This is a genomic window from Streptomyces olivaceoviridis (genome assembly GCF_014650115.1).
Classification (GTDB): Bacteria; Actinomycetota; Actinomycetes; order Streptomycetales; family Streptomycetaceae; genus Streptomyces; species Streptomyces olivaceoviridis.
On sequence record NZ_BMUI01000033.1, the window covers coordinates 53146 to 72146 of the forward strand.

Annotated in this window: 14 protein-coding genes; 7 read left to right on the top strand and 7 right to left on the bottom strand. The window is 73.7% G+C overall.

The annotated features are described in order from the left end of the window. Positions 1-26 precede the first annotated feature (26 nt). On the bottom strand, positions 27-1262 hold the full coding sequence (locus tag IE273_RS37215; protein ID WP_189819547.1) for a CaiB/BaiF CoA transferase family protein: 1236 nt from the start codon (positions 1260-1262) through the stop codon (positions 27-29). Positions 1263-1268: 6 nt separating this feature from the next. Next, entirely contained in the window at positions 1269-1739 is a 471-nt protein-coding gene (locus IE273_RS37220; RefSeq protein WP_189819548.1) for a hypothetical protein, read from the bottom strand. 412 nt (positions 1740-2151) lie between these two features. On the opposite strand from IE273_RS37220, the gene IE273_RS37225 reads away from it, so the two are divergent. The 4 genes from IE273_RS37225 to IE273_RS37240 are packed head-to-tail and all read left to right on the top strand — an operon-like array spanning position 2152 to position 6036. After that, the gene (locus IE273_RS37225) at positions 2152-3312 is read left to right on the top strand and encodes a DegT/DnrJ/EryC1/StrS family aminotransferase (protein ID WP_189819549.1); all 1161 of its coding nucleotides are present in this window, start codon (positions 2152-2154) and stop codon (positions 3310-3312) included. Next, positions 3309-4406 (top strand): Gfo/Idh/MocA family protein, encoded by a 1098-nt coding sequence (locus tag IE273_RS37230; RefSeq protein WP_189819550.1) that lies wholly within the window; start codon positions 3309-3311, stop codon positions 4404-4406. The genes IE273_RS37225 and IE273_RS37230 overlap by 4 nt, the downstream gene beginning before the upstream one ends. After that, entirely contained in the window at positions 4403-5068 is a 666-nt protein-coding gene (locus IE273_RS37235) for an HAD-IA family hydrolase (RefSeq protein WP_189819551.1), read from the top strand. The genes IE273_RS37230 and IE273_RS37235 overlap by 4 nt, the downstream gene beginning before the upstream one ends. After that, complete coding sequence (locus IE273_RS37240; RefSeq protein ID WP_189819552.1) at positions 5065-6036, top strand: ROK family protein; 972 nt, start codon at positions 5065-5067, stop codon at positions 6034-6036. Before IE273_RS37235 ends, IE273_RS37240 begins: the two co-directional genes overlap by 4 nt. Positions 6037-6066: 30 nt before the next feature. Here IE273_RS37240 and IE273_RS37245 read toward each other — a convergent pair whose 3' ends face one another. Then, positions 6067-7392: a helix-turn-helix transcriptional regulator gene (locus IE273_RS37245; protein WP_189819553.1), complete on the bottom strand. Its 1326-nt coding sequence runs from the start codon at positions 7390-7392 to the stop codon at positions 6067-6069. Between the two features lie 563 nt (positions 7393-7955). Between IE273_RS37245 and mhpA the strand changes: the two genes are divergently transcribed. Beyond that, positions 7956-9581, top strand: coding sequence for a bifunctional 3-(3-hydroxy-phenyl)propionate/3-hydroxycinnamic acid hydroxylase MhpA (mhpA, locus tag IE273_RS37250; RefSeq protein ID WP_189819554.1), 1626 nt, complete (start codon positions 7956-7958; stop codon positions 9579-9581). 159 nt (positions 9582-9740) lie between these two features. Here the strand turns inward: mhpA and IE273_RS37255 are convergent, their stop codons facing one another. Further along, complete coding sequence (locus IE273_RS37255; protein WP_189819555.1) at positions 9741-10937, bottom strand: cytochrome P450; 1197 nt, start codon at positions 10935-10937, stop codon at positions 9741-9743. Between the two features lie 187 nt (positions 10938-11124). On the opposite strand from IE273_RS37255, the gene IE273_RS37260 reads away from it, so the two are divergent. Then, positions 11125-12147, top strand: coding sequence for an NADPH:quinone reductase (locus IE273_RS37260; protein ID WP_189819556.1), 1023 nt, complete (start codon positions 11125-11127; stop codon positions 12145-12147). A 65-nt stretch (positions 12148-12212) separates the two neighbouring features. Here the strand turns inward: IE273_RS37260 and IE273_RS37265 are convergent, their stop codons facing one another. Beyond that, positions 12213-13214: an acetamidase/formamidase family protein gene (locus IE273_RS37265; RefSeq protein WP_189819557.1), complete on the bottom strand. Its 1002-nt coding sequence runs from the start codon at positions 13212-13214 to the stop codon at positions 12213-12215. 208 nt (positions 13215-13422) lie between these two features. Between IE273_RS37265 and IE273_RS37270 the strand changes: the two genes are divergently transcribed. After that, positions 13423-14043 (top strand): NADPH-dependent FMN reductase, encoded by a 621-nt coding sequence (locus tag IE273_RS37270; RefSeq protein ID WP_189819558.1) that lies wholly within the window; start codon positions 13423-13425, stop codon positions 14041-14043. A 73-nt stretch (positions 14044-14116) separates the two neighbouring features. On the opposite strand, the gene IE273_RS37275 is transcribed toward IE273_RS37270, so the two are convergent. Together IE273_RS37275 and IE273_RS37280 are read right to left on the bottom strand one after the other, a co-directional pair. After that, positions 14117-15166 carry a 3-dehydroquinate synthase family protein gene (locus tag IE273_RS37275; RefSeq protein WP_189819559.1) on the bottom strand — a complete coding sequence of 350 codons (1050 nt, stop codon included), beginning with the start codon at positions 15164-15166 and terminating at the stop codon, positions 14117-14119. A gap of 53 nt (positions 15167-15219) precedes the next feature. Next, positions 15220-19001, bottom strand: a 3782-nt coding sequence (locus IE273_RS37280; protein ID WP_189819560.1) for an SDR family NAD(P)-dependent oxidoreductase, incomplete at its 5' end; no start/stop codon positions are given.

The following is a 19001-nucleotide window of genomic DNA, read 5'->3' on the forward strand; positions in this document are numbered from 1 at the left end:
CGTGCCGACTCGACAGGCCCCCCGGCTCAGGCCGGAGAGTTCTCCGGCACACCGGAGACGGCACCGCGGCGCCGCAGGCCGGCGATGTCCGCGGCGGAGTAGCCCAGCTCGCGCAGCACCGGCACGGTGTGCTCGCCCAGTGCCGGGACCGGCCCCATCGGCAGTTCCACGCCCTCGACGGTGAACGGCGGCAGCAGTCCGCGTACCGTGCCGCCGGGCGTCTGCACCGGACGCCAGCGGCGGCGCGCGGCCAGCTGCGGATGATCCAGCAGGTCATCGACCTCGTTGACGCGGGCGGACGCGATGCCGATGGCGTCCAGGCAGGCCACGAGCCGGTCCGCGACCGTCGCCGAAGTGTGCTCGGCGACCAGCGCGTCCACCGCCTCGCGGTGCCGCACCCGGGCCACGTTCGTCGCCCAGGCCGGATCGGTCGCCAGCTCGGGCCGGCCCAGGAACTCCGCGGCGAACCTCGCCCACTCCCGGTCGTTCTGCACTCCGATGACCACCTCCGCGCCGTCGGCCGTGGGAAACGCGCCGTAAGGTGCCACGCTGGGATGCGACAGCCCCATACGACCGGGTGACCGCCCGGTCCCCTGGGCGTGGTAGATCTGGTAGCCCATCCATTCGGTGGTCGCCTCCAGCATCGAGATCTCCAGCGCGGCGCCCTCGCCTCCCACCCCGCGCCCCACCAGGGCGGCGAGTGTCGCGGACAGGGCGTACATGCCCGCCGCGATGTCGGAGGCGGGAATGCCCGCCTTCGCGGGACGGTCGGCCGCTCCGGTCACCGAGACCACGGCCGCCTCGCACTGGATGAGCATGTCGTAGGCCCGTTTGTCCCGGTAGGGGCCGGTGCCGCCGTATCCCGACATGTCGACGGTCACCAGCCGCGGGTGCCGGGCCCGCAGCCCGGCGGCCCCGAAACCGAGCCGGGTGGCCGCGCCCGGGGCCAGGTTCTGCACGAAGACGTCGGCGCCGGCGACGAGTTCGGCGAGGACCTGGCGCCCGCCGGGGGACTTCAGGTCGAGCGTGACCGACTCCTTGCCCCGGTTGAGCCAGACGAAATGACTGGCCAGTCCGCCCACGCTGGTGTCGTAGCCGCGCGCGAAGTCCCCGCCGTCCGGGCGTTCCACCTTGATCACGCGGGCGCCGAGGTCGGCCATGTGACGGGTGGCCAGCGGTGCCGCCACCGCCTGCTCGACGGCGACCACGGTGATGCCCGCGAGCGGCAGGCCGGTGCCCGCGAGGGGTTGTGTACGGGACATCCCGGCTCACCGCCCCGCGGGGGTGAGCGCCGCCGGCAGGGAGTTCATACGGCACCTGCCCCTGTCCGGGGCGGCGGGGAGGCCGTCGACTGTGCGGCGCGGGCTGTGCCGCCGGACCCGGACGGGCGTCCTCGGCGCGCACGCGGTGTCGCGGACGGCACGCGGCCGGGTCCGCTCCGAGCCGGCGGTCACCGCGCGCGGGGCGCGGGCCACCGGGTCCCTTCCGATCACGAGGTTCTCCAGGGCGTTCCCGCGCTCGGTGGGGAGGTGCTCCCCGTCGCGGTACCCGGCCGTCGCGTCCGCGTGGCGGCGGAGCACCCGGGAGCCGGGACGGTCCGCGCGCGGCGGCTGCCGGTGGAGCGTCCGCGCTGCGCGCGGCTGACGCCACACCTCGGTGAGGTCCCGCTCGGCACGCGGCCGGGGATCGGCGGCAACGGGGGGGTCGAGCTCGTCTGGGCTGACGACGGGGCGGGTCATGATCCGGGCCCTTCCGCGACGGAGGTGGGAGATCGGCAGCGTCGGCGGACCGGCGGGTCGGCGGCCCCGTCCGGCACCGGTTCCGGCTGCCCGCCCGCCACCGTAGGCTCGCGGCGGACGCACCGGCATCCTTCACCCGGGTAGTGCGCACTGCCCCGCGAACCCCCGTACACGTGGGCCGGGACCCGTCGCGCCGGTGCCCGGCGGGTACTACCAGGTCGTGGGATGCGACGGTGCGACCGGCTGCCTACGGTGAATCGACACCCGATCGCCTCGCCCACGGATGCCGTCCCGGATTCTTCCGGTGCGGTCCGTGAGACGCAGGACATGGACCCCTCTCCACGGTGGACGGCCGAGGCTGCTCGGAGGGAACCCACCGTTGCGTGCGGGAGACAAGAGGAGAGTAGCCAGCATGAATCCCCGGCCCGCACCGACCTTCCCGGACTGGCCCCAGTTCGACGACACCGAACGCGCGGCTCTCGAACGTGCGCTGGCGCAGGGCCAGTGGTGGCGCATGGGAGGCGGTGAAGTCGACGCCTTCGAGGAGGAGTTCGCCGAGTACCACGGTGCCCGGCACGCGCTGGCCGTCACCAACGGAACCCATGCGCTGGAGCTCGCCCTGCAGACCATGGGCGTCGGCCCCGGCGACGAGGTGATCGTGCCCGCGATCACCTTCATCTCGTCCTCGCAGGCGGTACAGCGGCTCGGCGCGGTGAGCGTGCCCGTGGACGTGGACCCGGGGACGTACTGCATCGACGTCGCCGCGGCGGCTGCTGCCATCACCCCCCGCACCAAGGTGATCATGCCCGTGCACATGGCCGGGCTGATGGCGGACATGGACGGACTGGAGAAGCTCGCCGCCGACGCCGGCGTGGCGCTGCTCCAGGACGCGGCGCACGCGCACGGGGCCCGGTGGCGTGGCCGGCGGGTCGGGGAACTGGGTTCGGTCGCCGCGTTCAGCTTCCAGAACGGCAAGCTGATGACCGCGGGTGAGGGCGGCGCCGTCCTCTTCCCCGACGACGAGAGGTACGAGAGCGCGTTCCTGCGTCACTCCTGCGGCCGTCCCCGCACCGACCGCCACTACCGGCACCAGGTGGCCGGCACCAACATGCGGCTCAACGAGTTCTCGGCCGCGGTGCTGCGCGCCCAGCTCGCCCGCCTGGACGGGCAGATCACGGTCCGTGAGGAGCGGTGGCCGGTGCTGTCCGCGCTGCTGGCCGACATCCCCGGCGTCGAGCCGCAGGCCGACGACGCCCGGGCCGACCGCAACCCCCACTACATGGCGATGTTCCGACTGCCCGGCTGGTCCGAGGAGCGGCGCAACAACCTGGTGGACCGCCTGGTCGCGGCAGGGCTCCCGGCGTTCGCGGCGTTCCGCGCGGTCTACCGGACGGACGCGTTCTGGGAGATCAACGCCCCGGACGAGACGGTGGACGAGGTGGCCGCCCGGTGCCCGAACGCGGAGGCCATCAGCGCCGACTGCGTCTGGCTGCACCACCGGACGCTGCTCGGCTCCGTGCCGGCGCTGACGGACGCCGCCGCCATCGTGGCCGAGCTGGTTCGCGCCGGATGACCGTGCGCACGTTCCTGGTCGGACTCGGCTGGTCCGGCCAGGAGATCTGGCTTCCCCGGCTGCTGGCCCACGACGGCTACGACGTGGTGGCCGCCGCCGACCCCGATCCGGGGCGCCGCGCCGCGTTCACCGCCGCCACGGGACGCCCGGCGTTCGCGGACACCCGCGCCTTCGACACCGGGCAGGCCGACCTCGCTGTCGTCGCCGTCCCCAACCACGCCCACGCCCCGGTCGCCCGGGACCTGCTGCTGCGCGGGCTGGCCACGTTCGTGGAGAAGCCGGTGTGCCTCTCCGCCGGCGAGGCCGAACTCCTCGCCGACGCGGAGCGGCGCGGCGGCGCACCCCTGCTGGCGGGCAGCGCGTTCCGCCACCGGGCGGACGTCGCCGAACTGGCCCGGCTGGTCCCGGCGCTCGGCCGGATCCGCAACGTGGACGTGTCCTGGATCCGGGCCCGTGGCGTGCCGCAGGCCAAGGGCTGGTTCACCAACCGCTCGCAGGCGGGCGGCGGCGTCCTGTTCGACCTGGGCTGGCACCTCCTCGACGTGCTCGACGCGGTCGTCGGCCCGTTGACGTTCGATCAGGTCGCGGCGGTCACCACGGACGATCATGTGAACGAGGCGGGCTGGACGGCGGCCTGGCGCCACGACCCACCGGCCCCCGGAGTCACCGCGGACGTCGAGGACACCGTGCGCGCCTTCCTGGTCGCCGAGGGGGGTCTCTCCGTCGGGCTGCGGGCCAGCTGGGCCTCGCACAGCGCCACGCACGACGCCACCACGATACGGGTCGAGGGCACCGCCGGGACCGCGACCCTGTGCTGCACCTTCGGGTTCAGCCCCCACCGCGTACCGCGGCCCGGGATCACCCACGTCCGGGCGGGCGAGGTCAGCGAGATCCCGGTGCCCCCGGAACCCGTCGGCGCCGAGTACGACCGCCAGCTCGCCACGCTGGGCACGCTGGCGTCCGCGCCCTCCTCGCGGGGCCGGGCGATCGAGGGCGCCCACCGAATCGTCAGGGCCATCGAAGCGATCTACGCTGCCGCGGCCACGTCCCTGGTGCCGGCCGGACCGGCCGAGTTCAAGGCAGGTGAGAGATGACGACCGTCGCGCCGCGCAGCGCGGTGATCTTCGACCTCGACGGGGTCCTGGTCGACAGCCACGAGGTGATGGGCAGGGCCTTCGCCGCCGCGTACGCCGAGGTGGTCGGCGACGGCCCCGCCCCGTTCGCGGAGTACCAGCGGTACCAGGGCCTGTACTTTCCGGAGATCATGCGCATCATGGGCCTCCCGCCGGGGATGGAGGAGCCGTTCGTCCGGGAGAGCTACCGGCTGGCCGACCAGGTCCCGGTGATCGACGGGATGGTGGATCTGCTGGAGACCCTGCGGGCCCGTGGGCTGGGGCTCGCCGTGGCCACCGGGAAGGCCGGGGTGCGGGCCCGCTCGCTGCTGGAGACCCTGGGCATCCTCAAGTACTTCGACCACGTGATCGGCTCCGATGAGGTCGCGCGTCCCAAGCCGGCGCCGGACATCGTGCTCCGGGCCCTCGGGCTGCTCGGCGTCCGGGCCGAGGAGGCGATCATGGTGGGGGACGCCCCGGCGGACGTGCGGAGCGCCCGGGGCGCGGCCGTGACCTCGGCCGCGGCGACCTGGGCGACGGTCGACGAGGCCGGTCTGCTGGACGCCGGCCCCGATCTGGTCCTGGCGTCTCCCGCGGAGCTGCTGGCCTGGTGTCCCCCGTCTCCGGTCGGCGGCCTGGGATGAGCCCGCCTTCCTCGGCCGCCGGCTCCCGGGAGCCGGCGGCCTGGCTCGGCATGGACATCGGCGGCACCAAGGTGGCCCTGCGGGCGGAGATCCCTGGCGGGCGGGCCCGTGAGCGCGTCGTGCGCTGGCCCGGCCGTGGTGCCGCCGGCGACCTGGCCCGGCTCGCCGCCGAGGTCGCGCTGTTGCACCGGGAGGTGCCGGGCGGGTTCGCCGCCGTGGGTGTCGCGCTGCCCGCCACCGTCGGCCCGGACGACCGCGTGGTGGTCTGGCCGAGCCGCCCCGAGTGGGTCGGTCTGGACGTCCGCTGTGCCATGGCGGAGCTGTTCCCGGACACGCCGGTCGGCTGGGCCGACGACGGGGACCTGGCCGCGCTGGCGGAGGCGGAGGCGACCGGTTGCGCCGACGTGCTGTACGTCGGGGTCGGGACCGGTGTCGGGGGTGGCCTCACCTGCGACGGCGGCCCGGTCCCGGGTCTCGGCCGCGGTTCCTTCGAACTGGGTCATGTGGTGACCGACCCGGACGGTCCGCCCTGCCGGTGCGGCCGGCGCGGCTGTCTGCAGTCCACCGCGTCCGGTCCGGCCACACTCGCCCGGGCGGGCCGGCTGCACGGCGCCGACGTGACGTACCGGCAGCTGCGGGAGGCGTTCGCGCACCAGGAGCAGTGGGCCGTACGGGCCGTGGACCGTACCTGTCACCGGATCGCGCTGGCGGTCACCGGCGTCCGGGAGCTGATGCACCCGCAACTGGTGGTCGTGGGCGGCGGGTTCGCCGCCGGGCTGCCCGGCTTCGTCGACCTGGTGGCGCACCATCTGCACGCCCTGGCGCGGCCGGGCGTGCCCGCACCACCGGTACGGGCGTCCTGCCGGGGCGGACTCACGTCGCTGTACGGTGCCGTGGCCCTCGCCCGGGTCCTGGAGCGGGACCCGGCGCGCACCGCGGCCCTGGCGCGCCGTGTGCCACCGGGCTGAGCCGGCGCGCGGGCCCCGCGCGGTGCCCCGTCAGTTCCGGCTGTAGTGCGGGACGGGCGCGATGTCGGCGGCCGGGCCGCTGTCGAGTTCGTTCCAGATGACGGCCAGTTCGAGCCGGGACTTGACCCCGACCTTCTGGAAGACCTTGCGCAGATGGAAGGCGACGGTGTGCCGGGACAGGAACATCCGCTCCGCCGTCTCGCCGTTGGTCAGCCCCTGCGAGACCAGCTTCGCCACGGCGTACTCGGTGTCGGTCAGTCCCCGGATGCCGCTGCGCGGCCGGCACCGCTCGCGGGAGCGCGGGCTGGCGTTGATGCCCCGTAGACGGCTCATCACCCGCGACGAGTCGCGCAGCGATCCCATGCAGGTGTAGGCGCGCATCGCGTCCTCGAAGTACCCGGCGGCCTCGGGGGATTCCTCCCGTCCTTCGCAGAGCCGGACACCGATGTCCTCCAGCACCGAGGCGCGCGCCCAGGGATCGGTGTGCAGCTCCGCGGCACGCCGCAACTTGTCGAGGTCGCCCTCCAGCAGGGCGGTGGCGTGCAGGGCGGCGGCGCCGACGGAGTCGACGTCCGGGTTCTCGGCCGCGAGCCGCCGGGCGAAGCGGACTCCCGCACCCGCCGGGCCGCGCTCGCCGGCCCGGAGCAACAGCCGTACCAGCCAGGGCACCGCGGCGGGTTCCGCCACCAGCAGGCGTCGGGTGAACGTCTCGGACTCAAGCAGTTCGCGGGCGAGGATCGCGGCCTTGTCCCGTCCCTTGCCCGCCTCACTGAGCTGCACGACGGCCCACGCGGACTGTCCGATCGGGAACATCTCCCGGGCGAAGACCGCGTCCTCCTCCAGTTTGGCGCTGTAGTGCAGCGCTGCGGAGATGTCGCCCCCGCGCAGGGTCGTGGTGGCCAGCACCAGGTTCCCGACCGGGGTCCAGGCGGTCTGACCGGTTCCGGCCGCGAGCTTGAGGCCCCGCTCGGCGAGTGCGCCCGCCTCCGGGTAGTCACCGGCGGCGAGCGCCACCTTCGCCCCCACGAGCGTGGTGCTCGCGATGAGTTGGGGGTCGTCCTGGACCTGCGGCGACCCGAGGAGCCGGCGCTGCAGATCCGCCGCCGTCGCCACCTCGCGGATACCCACCAGGAACAGGATCAGCAGCAGATCGGCATAGACGGAACAGGACCTGCCGCAGCGGTCGCAGCCCGCCTGGGCCGCCTCCTCGGCGAGGGCTATGGCACCCCTGAGGCTGCCGTTCTGCCAGCGCTCGTGGGCACGGGTCAGGATTTCGGCGGTGACGCAGTCGGGCGCGACGCAGGTTGGCAGTGTCGGTTCTTCACAGGCGTCCGGTTCGCGTGTCTGCCCGGCCATGGAGTCCCCCATTCGACGACTGTGCGGTGGGACGGCGTCCGCTCTCGACGCCGCGTCAAACCGGCGGACCAGGATCCGTTCCTTGTGGGAGGGGCCATGGAGCCACCGGTGAGGTGCTGTGCGCAGCGCTCCGTTGCGCGCGCACACCTGGGTATGACGAATCGTTTCGGCCGACCGGCCCCGCGTTGCTGTAGCCTGACCGCCGAAGCACGACAGCGGGTTGGTGGCGTTTCCCTGTACGGCTGTGCCCTGGTCACAACCCGGCGGTCGCCCAGTCTGCGTCACCGATCACAGCGGCGGGTCGCGCAGGGCTTCACTCCGCGCCGGATCGGCGGCGTAAGCGGCTTGGATGGCTTCTCGACACGTCCTCCCCCGATGTTCTGTGCGCACCGACCTCGTGCGGCGCATCAAGGCTAAGCGGACTACGGCAATCCGAGCATCCCCAAGTCTGACAGTCACACCATTACCCGCGGTCGGGCCTTGACAACGCCACGCGGACCGCCGATAGCGTTTCGAAGCCGTTGCCCGCCGCATCACCTCTCGCGGTACGGAGGCCACTGGACATGCCTGCCACACCACACTCGCCCGCACCCGGCCCCGACACCCCCGACTCCCCCGACTCCCCCGACACGGACGTCATCGTCGTCGGCCGGGGTCCGGTGGGCGCCGTACTCGCCATCCTGCTGGCCGACCGGGGCCATCGGGTGCGCGTGCTCGAACACCGGCCGGAGCCGTATCCGCTGCCCCGCGCGACGAGTTTCGACGGAGAGACCGCGCGACTGCTCGCCTCCGCCGGTATCGGCGGCGGCCTGGCCACGATCTCCGAGCCGGCGACCGGGTACCAATGGCGCACCGCAAGCGGGCGGCCCCTGCTCGACATCGCGTTCAGCCGCACCGGCAGGTACGGCTGGCCGGACGCCAACACGATGCACCAGCCCGCGCTCGAAGAACTGCTCGCCGGACGGCTGGCGACGCTTCCCGGCGTCGAGACGCACCTAGGTCACCGCGTGGTGGACATCGCCCAGACCCCGTCGGGTGTCACGGCGACCGCGGTCACCGGGGACGGCGCGGAGCGCGCCTTCACCGCCCGGTGGCTGGTGGGCTGCGACGGCGCCAACAGCTTCGTCCGTGAGCACACCGGCGTGGCCGTCACCGACCTCGGCTTCTCCTACGAGTGGCTGCTCTGCGACGTCAGGCTCCACACACCGCGCGAGTTCGTCCCGACCAACGTCCAGCTGTGCGACCCGGCACGCCCCACGACGATGGTCGGCAGCGGCCCCGGGCGCCGCCGCTGGGAGTTCATGCGCCTGCCGGGCGAGAGCGCCGCGGAGCTGGACACCACCGAGGCCGCCTGGCGACTGCTCGCCCCGCACGGGGTCACCCCCGAGACGGCCACACTGCTGCGCAGCACCACGTACCGGTTCCGCGCCATGTGGGCCGAACAGTGGCGCTCCGGCCGCGTCTTCCTCGCCGGGGACGCCGCGCATCTGATGCCGCCGTTCGCCGGGCAGGGCATGTGCGCCGGCATCCGTGACGTCGTCAACCTCGCCTGGAAGCTCGACCTGGTGCTGTCGGACCGGGCGCCGGACCGGCTGCTCGACACCTACACGCTCGAACGCCGGCTGCACGCCAAGGCGTCGATCACCGCCTCGGTCAAGCTGGGCCGGGTGATCTGTGTGACCGACCCGGCCGCCGCGGCCGACCGCGACGCGGCGATCCTGGCCAACGGCGGCGGTCGCGCACAGCAGGGGCCGCCCCCCGCCGAGCCGCTGACGAAGGGGCTCCTGCGGCCTGCCGGGGACGGGCGCGGAGGCGCGGGCGAGGTCATGATCGCCGGCACGGTGGAAGCCGACGGCGTGCGTGACCGTCTCGACCAGCTCGTCGGCGCCGGCTTCGTCCTGATCACCACCGAGGACCCGGCCGAACTGAACGACGTCCACGGGGCGTTCCTGACCGCCCTCGGGATCCGCGTGGTACGGCTCGCGCCGCCCGGCTCGCCGGCCGGCCCGGGCCTGGTGCGGGACGTCGACGGCGTCTACCACGCCTATCTGGGCCGGCTCGGCGCGTCGAGCGTCCTGGTCCGCCCGGACCACCACGTGTTCGGCACCGCTGAACCGGGCGGCACCGCGGCTCTCGTGGACGAGCTGCGCGCCCAGCTCCAGGACGCCCCGCTGGCGGCAGCCCGCTGACCGGCCCGGTCCGCCTCCACCGGAAGCGGACCGGCGGGAGTCCTCCCCAGGACCGTGACAGCGCGGCACACCACCCGGTCACCGTGCGAAACCCTCCCACCGGCACGCCGAACGCCCGGCTCGGATCAACCGGCCGGGCGTCGGACAGGTCCTGCGGGGTTACCAGCGGACGGGAAGCCGCTGCACGCTCAGCACGGGCGTACGGGCCCGCAGCGGAATGTCCTCAAGCGGCTCGTCCAGCGCCGGCTCCGGGAGCCCCAGGACGAGCGTCTCCAGCGCGATGCCCAGCACGGCGCGCCCCAGGCGCCGGCCGACGCACGCGTGGGGACCGTAGCCGAAGGCGATGTGGCCGGCGGCGTCCTCCCGGGCGAGGTCCAGGTGCGCGGGGCAGCCGAACCGGGCCGGATCGCGGTTTGCGGCCGGCAGCGAGACCGTGACCGTGTCGCCCTTGCGTACCAGTTCACCGCGCAGACGCACGTCTTCCAGCGCGGTGCGGAAGATCTGATACTGGTTCACGGTGGTGTAGCGCAGCAGTTCTTCGACAGCCGACTCGGTGCCCCGGCCCGACGCGGCCGCGGCGCGGAAGGTCGCGAGCTGGTCGCCGTGGTGCAGCAGGGCGAGTGCCGCAGCCGCCACGGCTCCCTCACAGGTGGCGAAACCGGCGACGAACACCACCAGCAGCATGTTGGTGATCTCGCGGTCGGAGAGTCCCTCGACCGCCGTCAGCCGTCCCAGGATGTCGTTGCCGGGCGAGGTCCGGGCCCGCTCGACCAGGTCACGGGTGAGGAAGAACGCGCGTTTCTCGGCGGCGAACTCGTCCTCCAGCGGGACGTCGTCGTCATTGGCGGTGTCCGCAAGCGCGGCCAGGACGGGGGTGTCCTCGTAGGGGACGCCGACGACCTCGGAGAGCACCCGCAGCACCAGAGGCCGGATGTAGGCGGTCAGCAGATCGGCGGGCGAGCCCTGGGCACGCAGCTCGTCCAGTTGTCCGGCCGCGATCTCCTTGATGCGCGGGGCGAGTTCGGCCATGCGGCCGGTGCCGAACTCGGCGGTGAGCATGCCTCGGTAGCGCGTGTGCTCGGGCGGGTCCATGTGGATGAACATGCCGGGAATGATCGGCATGGAGGGGAACGGCTCCCCCTTCTTCAGCATCGGGAAGTGCGCCGAGTGGAAGTTGTGGCTGAACGCGGGGCTGCTCAGCACCTCCTTGGCCACCTCCAGCCCGGTGGCCAGCCACCCGACGTGCCCGTCCGGGTAGCGCATGCGGGACAACGGCGCCGCCGCGGTCAGTACCGTCGGCGGGGCGAAGTGGTCGGTCCGGTCCACGAGTTGCTGGTAGGTGATGGGCGCTGCCATACGACATCCTCCTCAGGCCGGGCGCAACCGGCGGGCTGAAGCGACGTTAGTGATCCCCGGGCGTCCCGCCATCCCTCACCTTGACAGGCGTGCCGACAAGCGCTGTGCCGCCTCGGAAGTGGCGGTTAGCCTCGCGGCCGTGGGACGGCTTCCGGTCCCGCAGCGGCTGCCTGACAAAGGAGTGCCAGTGAAGGCGATCGTGTACGCGTCGGTGGGAAACCGGGATGTCCTCGCACTGGTCGACCGGCCGGTACCGGAGCCTGGCCCGGGTGAGGTCCGGGTCCGGGTGGCGATCTCCGGGGTGAACGCCACCGACTGGAAGTGCCGGCGGTTCGGTCATGCCGGTGGGCGCCTGATGTACCCCGAGGTGATCCCCCATCACGACGGCAGCGGTGTGATAGACGCCGTCGGCAGCGGCGTCGCGGCGGAGCGCGTGGGGCAGCGGGTGTGGACCTGGGAGTCGGCGTGGCGGCGTCCGCACGGAACCGCCGCCGAGTACGTGGTGCTGCCGTCCCGTCAGGCGGTGGAACTGCCGCCGGGCGCCTCGCTGGAACTGGGCGCGAGCATCGGACTGCCCGCGCTGGCGGCACACCGGTGTCTGACCTCGGCGCGGCAGGCACCGGCCCGGCTCGGGCCCGGCGCGCTGGCCGGGCGCACCGTGCTGGTGGCGGGCGGAGCCGGGGCCGTCGGCCACGCGGCGGTCCAGCTCGCGACGTGGAGCGGCGCGACGGTGATCGCGACGGTGGGCAGCCCGGAGAAGGAGAAACTGGCGCGGGTCGCGGGCGCCGGGCATGTGGTGCACCACCGGTCGGAGAGTGCCGCCGCGGACATTCGCGCGATCGCGCCCACGGGGGTGGACCTGATCACCGAGGTCGCGCCGTCCGCCAACCTCGACCTCGATCTGGAGGTGCTCGCCCCGGGCGGCACGGTCGCCGCCTACGGCACCGAGGGCGACGGCGAAGTCCTGCTGCCCACCCGGCTGCTGATGGGCCGGAACCTGTGCTACCAGTTCGTGCTGGCGCTGACCCTGCCGGCCGAGGAGAAGGACGCCGCGGTGGCGGACGTCGCCGCGGCGGTCTCGGACGGCGCCCTGGGGGTGGGCGAGGAGGCGGGGCTGCCGCTCCACCGTTACCCGCTCGACCGCACCGGCGACGCGCACGACGCGGTGGAGGGCGGGGTGACCGGCAAGGTCCTCATCGACCTCCGCTGAGCGGTGCCCCTCGTCGCCCGGCCGGCTGCCGGCCGGCTGCTCCACGGGCCGGCAGCCCCGGCCCGTCAGCGACTCGGGCGCAGCCACCGGTCGACGCGCGCCCGCAGCTCGGCCGGGAAGATGTCCTTCGGCAGCAGGCCGTGCACGCCCTTCGGAGGTCCGTCGAGGCCGACGTGCGGGGCGTCGCGCTGGTCGGCGTACTGGGTGACGCGGAAGCTCGCCGAGATGCTGCACAGCGCGTACGCCTCGGCGGCACCGACGCCGGCCGCGACGCTGAACCAGCCGATCAGGCCGCGGACGCAGTCGATCAGGGCGTCGTCGAGGTTGTCGGCGAAGCCGAATCCGATCCAGTGGGTGTCGGTCTCGGCCAGCGGCCGGCTGAGTCCGACGTCCCGGTGCAGGTCGTAGCGCATCCGCAACTCCTCCGCGGTGGACTTGATCGCCGTCTGGTCGACGAGGCCGTCGCCCTGCAGGGCGTGCACGTCGCCCACCCAGATCCGGCCGCCCGGCTTGGCCACCGGCAGGAACAGCGACGAGCCGACGGTGAGTTCGCGCAGCGACAGGTTGCCGCCGTGGGCGCCGGCCGGAAGTGCGCCGACCGGGTCGTCACCGGCCGGCTCGACCGCGACGATGCCGAGGAAGGGTTCCAGGGTGAACGAGATCCCGTGCACGTAGTCGGCGCGGGTGCGGGTCTCGTCGAAGCGGAAGTAGTGCGTGTACGGCTTGTCGAAGTCGTGCGGGAGCGCCCCCGCGCCGGTCGGGAAGGCGTTGCACCCCCAGTCCGCGAGCCGCAGCCGCTCAAGCCGGCATTCGATCACGTCTCCGGGCCGGGAACCGGCCATTTCCACCGGCCCGATCAACTGCAGGGGGCAGCCCGGATACTGCTCACGCAGGCGGGCGCGCTCGGCGAACGACATGCCGAATTTCATCTCGTTCTGCCAGTTCGTCCAGGTATTCGGGTACTCGACCTCGTCGCCGGACTCGATCGTGGCGGCGGGTGGCGCCTTCGGGTCAAGGATTCCGGAACGCACTGTTTTGTGCGTGGAATCCACCGTATACGTCGTCATGCCGACTGAAGGTAGGCGGCCAACTTTCGCCGCAGCAAGGCTTCGTGGACCATGGCACCGAGAACTACCAACCTGACGGATGGTCCCTGCAGGGGCACCGGACGGAAGCTGGGAACGGCCCGTCGGCGAGGCCAAAAATGAGCCATGACGGGCCGAACGGACTGTTACGGTAAGGCGATTCCACAGAACCCGACAGGGAGCTTCTTCGTTGCGCATTCTTGCCATTTCCGGGTCGCTGCGTCAGGACTCGTTCAACACGCGCCTTCTGCGTGCACTGCCCCCGCTGGCACCCGAGGGAATGGAAATCGAACTCTTCGATGGCCTGGGCGAAGTGCCGCTCTACAACCAGGACCTCGACGTGGAGGACCCCCCGGAGCCGGTGCGCCGGCTGCGCACGGCGATCGCCGAGGCGGACGGGCTGATCATCGCGAGCCCGGAGTACAACGGCTCCATTCCGGGAGTGCTCAAGAACGCCATCGACTGGGCCTCCCGTCCGATGGCCAAGTCCGCGCTGCTGGCCAAATGCGTCGTCACCATGGTGGCCACGCCCGGCCGCGCACTCGGCCGCAACGCCCTCAGCGATCTGGGCCGGGTGCTGCACGACTGCCACGCGTTCGTGATCAGCGGCCCGTGGGTGCACCTCAACGACGCCGGGGCGAAGATGGAGGACACCGAGGCCGAGGACGGCGGGACCACGACCGTCCTCACGGATCCGATGACCCGCCGCATCGTGGACATCCAGCTCAACTCCCTCCAGCAGGCCGTCAAGGACGAGGCCGGACGGCACGCGGTCGTCCCGCTGCTGCCGTTCATCCAGCCCCGGACGTGAGCGGCCCGTACGGCTGACCGCCGTATCCGCTCCGCGGGGGGCTCCCGGTGCGCCGGGAGCCCCCTGCGCCGTGTCAGGCCCCGACGGCCTCGCGCAGCAGCTCCGAGGACGGCCGGCGCGGCATCCGCTCCAGGATCCGCGCGACGACGTCCTCGGCGACATCGGCGACCCGCTCCGGTCCCCGGGGGCCGTCCAGGACGAAGGCCAGCGAGTGCACCGCCTTCTTGTCCCGGCGCATCACCCGGATCAGTTCCTCGGTGGTGGGCCCGGCCGGCAGGGCCGTGGGCAGGCCGTAGTGCTCCACCACGGCCTGGTGCTCGGCCACCCGGTCCGGGCCGATCCGGCCCAGTTCGCCGGCGAGCAGACCCGCGAACACCGTGCCGACGGCCACGGCCTCACCGTGCCGCAGGGCGAAACCGGTGGTCACTTCCAGCGCGTGCCCGAGGGTGTGGCCGTAGTTGAGGATGTGCCGCAGACCGGTGTCGCGCTCGTCCTGCTCGACGATCCTCGCCTTCAGGGTCACGCTCGCGGCGATCTGCTCGGCGAGCGGCAGGCCACGCAGGTCACCGGCGCCGATGAAGTGGCACCGGGCGATCTCGCCGAGCCCGTTGCGCAGCTCCCGCCGGGGCAGCGTGGTGAGGTAGTCGGTGTCGCACAGCACGGCGCTGGGCTGCCAGTAGGCGCCCACGAGGTTCTTGCCCTCGGGCAGGTTCACCGCGGTCTTCCCGCCCACGCTCGCGTCGACCTGGGCGAGCAGGGACGTCGGCAGGTGCACCACAGGTACACCCCGGTGGTAGAGCGCCGCGGCGAGCCCCACCACGTCCGTGGTGGTACCCCCGCCGCAGGAGACGACCGCGTCGTGCCGGGTCAGCCCGAACGCGGTGAACTCCCGGCAGAGCGTCTCGACGGTGGCCAGGTTCTTGTCCGGCTCCCCGTCCCGGGCCGCGAGCACCAGCGTCTCGACCCCTGTCTCGGGCACCCACTCGCGCGGCCGGGCCGAGACCACGACGGTGCGGGCCGCGCCCAGCCCGCGCAGCACGGTCGCCAGCTCGGTCCGCACGCCGGGGCCGATGAGCACGTCGTACGACCGGGCGCCGAAGCGCACCGGAACTTGCCGGACCATTCCGTTCCTCCTCCGACTCGTCGCGGCTCGTCCGCGGCGAAACCGACGCCGTCTCAGCCCGAGGTGCCCAGGGCCCGCTGCACCAGCCCGCTGATGTCCATCGCGTCGATGACGTCTTCCTCGTCCTCGTCGTCCACGGCCGCCGCGACCGTCCCGGCCTCCTCGCCGGCCGCCCCGCCGTCGTCGGCGAGGGCGAGCAGCGCCTCCAGCACCCCGGCCTCCCGGAACCGCTCCAGCGGAACGGCGGCCAGCACGCGCCTGAGGTCCTCGTCCCGGACGCCGAGGTCGTCCCCGGGGTCACGCAGCAGTTCCGCGCGCAGGTAGCCGACGAGCGCCTCCGGGGTCGGATAGTCGAAGACCAGCGTGGACGGCAGCTTGAGCCCGGTCGCGGTGTGCAGGCCGTTGCGGAAGTTGACCGCGGCCAGCGAGTCGAAGCCGACCTCCTGGAAGGCCTGGGCGGGGCCGATGGCGTCGGCGCCGCTGTGCCCGAGGACCGCCGCGGCCTGGCCGCGCACGAGTCGCAGCAGGATGCGGTCCTGTTCGGCCTCCGCGACCGCGCGCAAGGAGTCCACCAGGGAGGAGGTGGTCTCGCCGCCGTCGTCGGCAGCCGCCGCCCGCAGCACGTCCGCCGCTGCCGGCAGGTCCGCGAACAGCGGGCTGGGCCGTACCGAGGTGAACGCCGGGATGAAGGCGGCCCAGTCCATGTCGGCGACGGTGACGGCCTTCTCGCCCGCCTCCACCGCCTGCGCCAGCGCGGTGACGGCCAGCGCCGGGGCGATCGGCAGGACGCCGCGGCGCCGCAACTGGGCCAGGGTCGCCTCGTCCATGCCCAGCCCGGTCTCGTCCAGCGCACCCCAGGCTATGGAGGTCGCCGCGAGACCCCGTCCCTGCCGCCACTCGACGAGGGCGTCGAGAACCGCGTTGGCCGCGCCGGACGGGCCCTGGCCGCCGCCGCCCCAGATACCGGCGATCGAGGAGAACACCACGAACGCGTCGAGCGGTGTGTCGGCGAACCGCTCGGCCAGCCACACCGCCGGTTCCACCTTGGTCCCGAATACCGCCGCGAGGTCGGCTGGGCCGGTGTCGTCGAGAAGACCGGTCTGGGTGATGTCGGCGGCGTGCACCACGGCGCTGAGCGGCCGCTCGGGATCGGCGGACAGCAGCTCGGCGAGCCGGTCCGTGTCCTGCTGGGCGCAGAGCTCCAGCCGCGTGCCCAGCCTGCCGAGGTCGGCGCGGAGCCGGTCCGCGCAGTCCTCGGGGGCACCGGCGGTCGTGGTGACCACCAGCCTGGCGGCCCCGGCCTCCGCCAGCCACAGCGAGGCGTGCCGGCCGAGCCCTTCGGCGCCGCCGGTGACGAGGACCGTGCCGCGGGGCCGCCAGCCGGCGCCGGCGGACCTGGGCACGGGCTTGGGGACGAACCGGCGGACGTAGACGCCGGACCGCCGGATCGCCAGCTGGTCCTCGCCCGAGGTGCCGCAGAGCACGCCCAGCAGGTGCTGCACGGTCCGCGGCCCCGTGCTCGACGGCAGGTCGATCAGGCCGCCCCACCGGTCGGGGCGTTCCAGCGCGACGACCCGGCCGAGCCCCCACAACGCCGCCTGTGCGGGCGCGTCCAGGGTGTCGCGGATACCGATGTTCACCGCGCCCCGGGTCGCGCACCACAGGGGGGCGGTGACGCCTGCGTCACCGAGCGCCTGGACGAGCGCGAGGGTGGACGCCGTGAGCGGGGTCGGGTCCTGCGGGCCCGTGTCCGGCCGCGGGCCGAGGGCGAGCAGGGACAGCACGCCGGACACCTCGCACCCGGCGAGGACGGCGGTGAGCCGACCGGCGAGCGCGGACCGGTCCGTCTCCCCGGCCGCCAGCAGCAGGTGGTCGAACCCGGCCCCGGTCAGCGCCGTCAGCAGCTCGTCCGGCCGCCCGTCGTCCGGTACGACGACGAGCCACCGGCCGCCGGGCACTCCCGCGCACTCCCTCTCCAGCGGCTTCCAGGTGACGGTGTGGCGCAGCTTCTCCGCGGTCGAGCGTGCACGCCTGCCCCTGCGCCAGTCGGCGAGGACGGGCACGAGCGCGCTCAGCGCCTCGCGCTGGTCGGTGGTGAGGGCCAGCAGCTCGCCGAGCGAGCCCATGTCCGTGTCTTCGACCGCCGTCCAGAATTCGCCGTCCTCGCCCCCGGCCGCCTCCGCGTCGTGGCCGGGTGCCGTGGCTTCGTCCAGCCAGTAGTGCCGGCGTTCGAAGGCATAGGTCGGCAGGTCGGGGGCGGCGGCGACGCCGGCCGGCACGAACGCGGTCCAGTCGACGGCCACACCGCCGGTGAAGAGCCGGGAGGCCGAGGCGAGCAGGCGGCCGAGGCCGCCGTCGTCGCGCTTGAGGGTGCCGGAGACGATCGGACGGGACGGCGCGTCCGCGCTGTCGTCCGCCAGGTCCGTGATCGGCTGGACCAGCACCGGGTGGGCGCTGACCTCGACGAAGACGCCGTGCCGCAGCCGCAGCAGCTCCGCGACGGCCGGCCCGAACCCGACCGGCCGGCGCAGGTTGCGATACCAGTACGCGCCGTCCAGGACCAGGTCGTCGGTGACCCAGTCGCCGGTCACCGTGGAGTAGAAGGGCACCTGCGGTGCGCGTGCCTCGATGCCCGCGAGCGCTTGCCCCAGCACTTCCTCCAGGGCTTCGACGTGCCGGGTGTGCGAGGCGTAGTCCACCGGCACCCGCCGGACCCGGACACCCTGCGCGGCCAGCGCGTCGAGGGCCTCGCCGAGCGCTTGGGTGTCCCCCGCGATCACCGCCGACGCGGGGCCGTTCACGGCGGCGACCTCCACACGGCCGTCCCAGGGCAGCAGCCGGCGGCGCGCCTCGTCGGCGTCCAGGGCCACCGAGGCCATCCCGCCGCGCCCGGCCAGGGTGGCCGCGATGGCCTGGCTGCGGACCGCGACGATCCGGGCGGCGGTCTCCAGCGACAGCGCCCCGGCCACGCAGGCCGCGGCGATCTCACCCTGCGAATGTCCCAGGACGGCGTCGGGCAGCACACCGGCCGCGGCCCACACGGCCGCCAGGCCGACCATCATCGCGAAGCTCGCCGGCTGGACGACGTCGACGCGCTCCAGCGTCCCGGCGTCGGCGTCGCCGCGCAGGACGTCGATCAGGGACCAGTCGATCCAGGGGTCGAGGGCGCGGGCGCACTCGGCGATCCGCTGCGCGAACACCGGCGAGGCGTCCAGCAGGTCCCGGCCCATACCGGCCCACTGGGCCCCCTGGCCCGGGAAGACCAGGACGACCTTCCCCGGTGCGGCCGCGGGGCCGCCGGTGACCACGTCGGACGCGCTCTCCCCACGAGCCAGGGCCCCCAGACCGGCCAGGGCCTGCGTGCGCGTGGCGGCCACGACGACGGCCCGCTCCGGGAGCGTCGCCCGCGCGGACACCAGCGTCGAGGCGACCGCGGGGAGCGACGGACCGGCCGGGTCCGCCAGGAACGCGGCCAGCCGGCCGGCCTGCGCGGCCAGCGAGCCGGTCGTCCTGGCCGAGAGCACCAGCGGCAGCGCGGGGGGCGGGGTGTTCGCGTCGGCCGGGGGCACGGGGGCGGTGGGCCGGGCCTCCTCGGGGACCGGGTCGGCCTCCTCGGGGACCGGGTCGGCCTCCTCGAGGATCAGGTGCGCGTTCGTACCGCTCGCCCCGAAGGCGGAGACGGCGGCGCGCCGCGGCCTGTCGCCGCGCGGCCACTCCCGCGCCTCGGTGAGAAGCCGTACCGCACCGGACGACCAGTCCACCTGCCGGGTGGGCTCTTCGACGTGCAGCGTGGGCGGCAGGACGCCGTGGCGCAGGGCCAGCACCGTCTTGATCA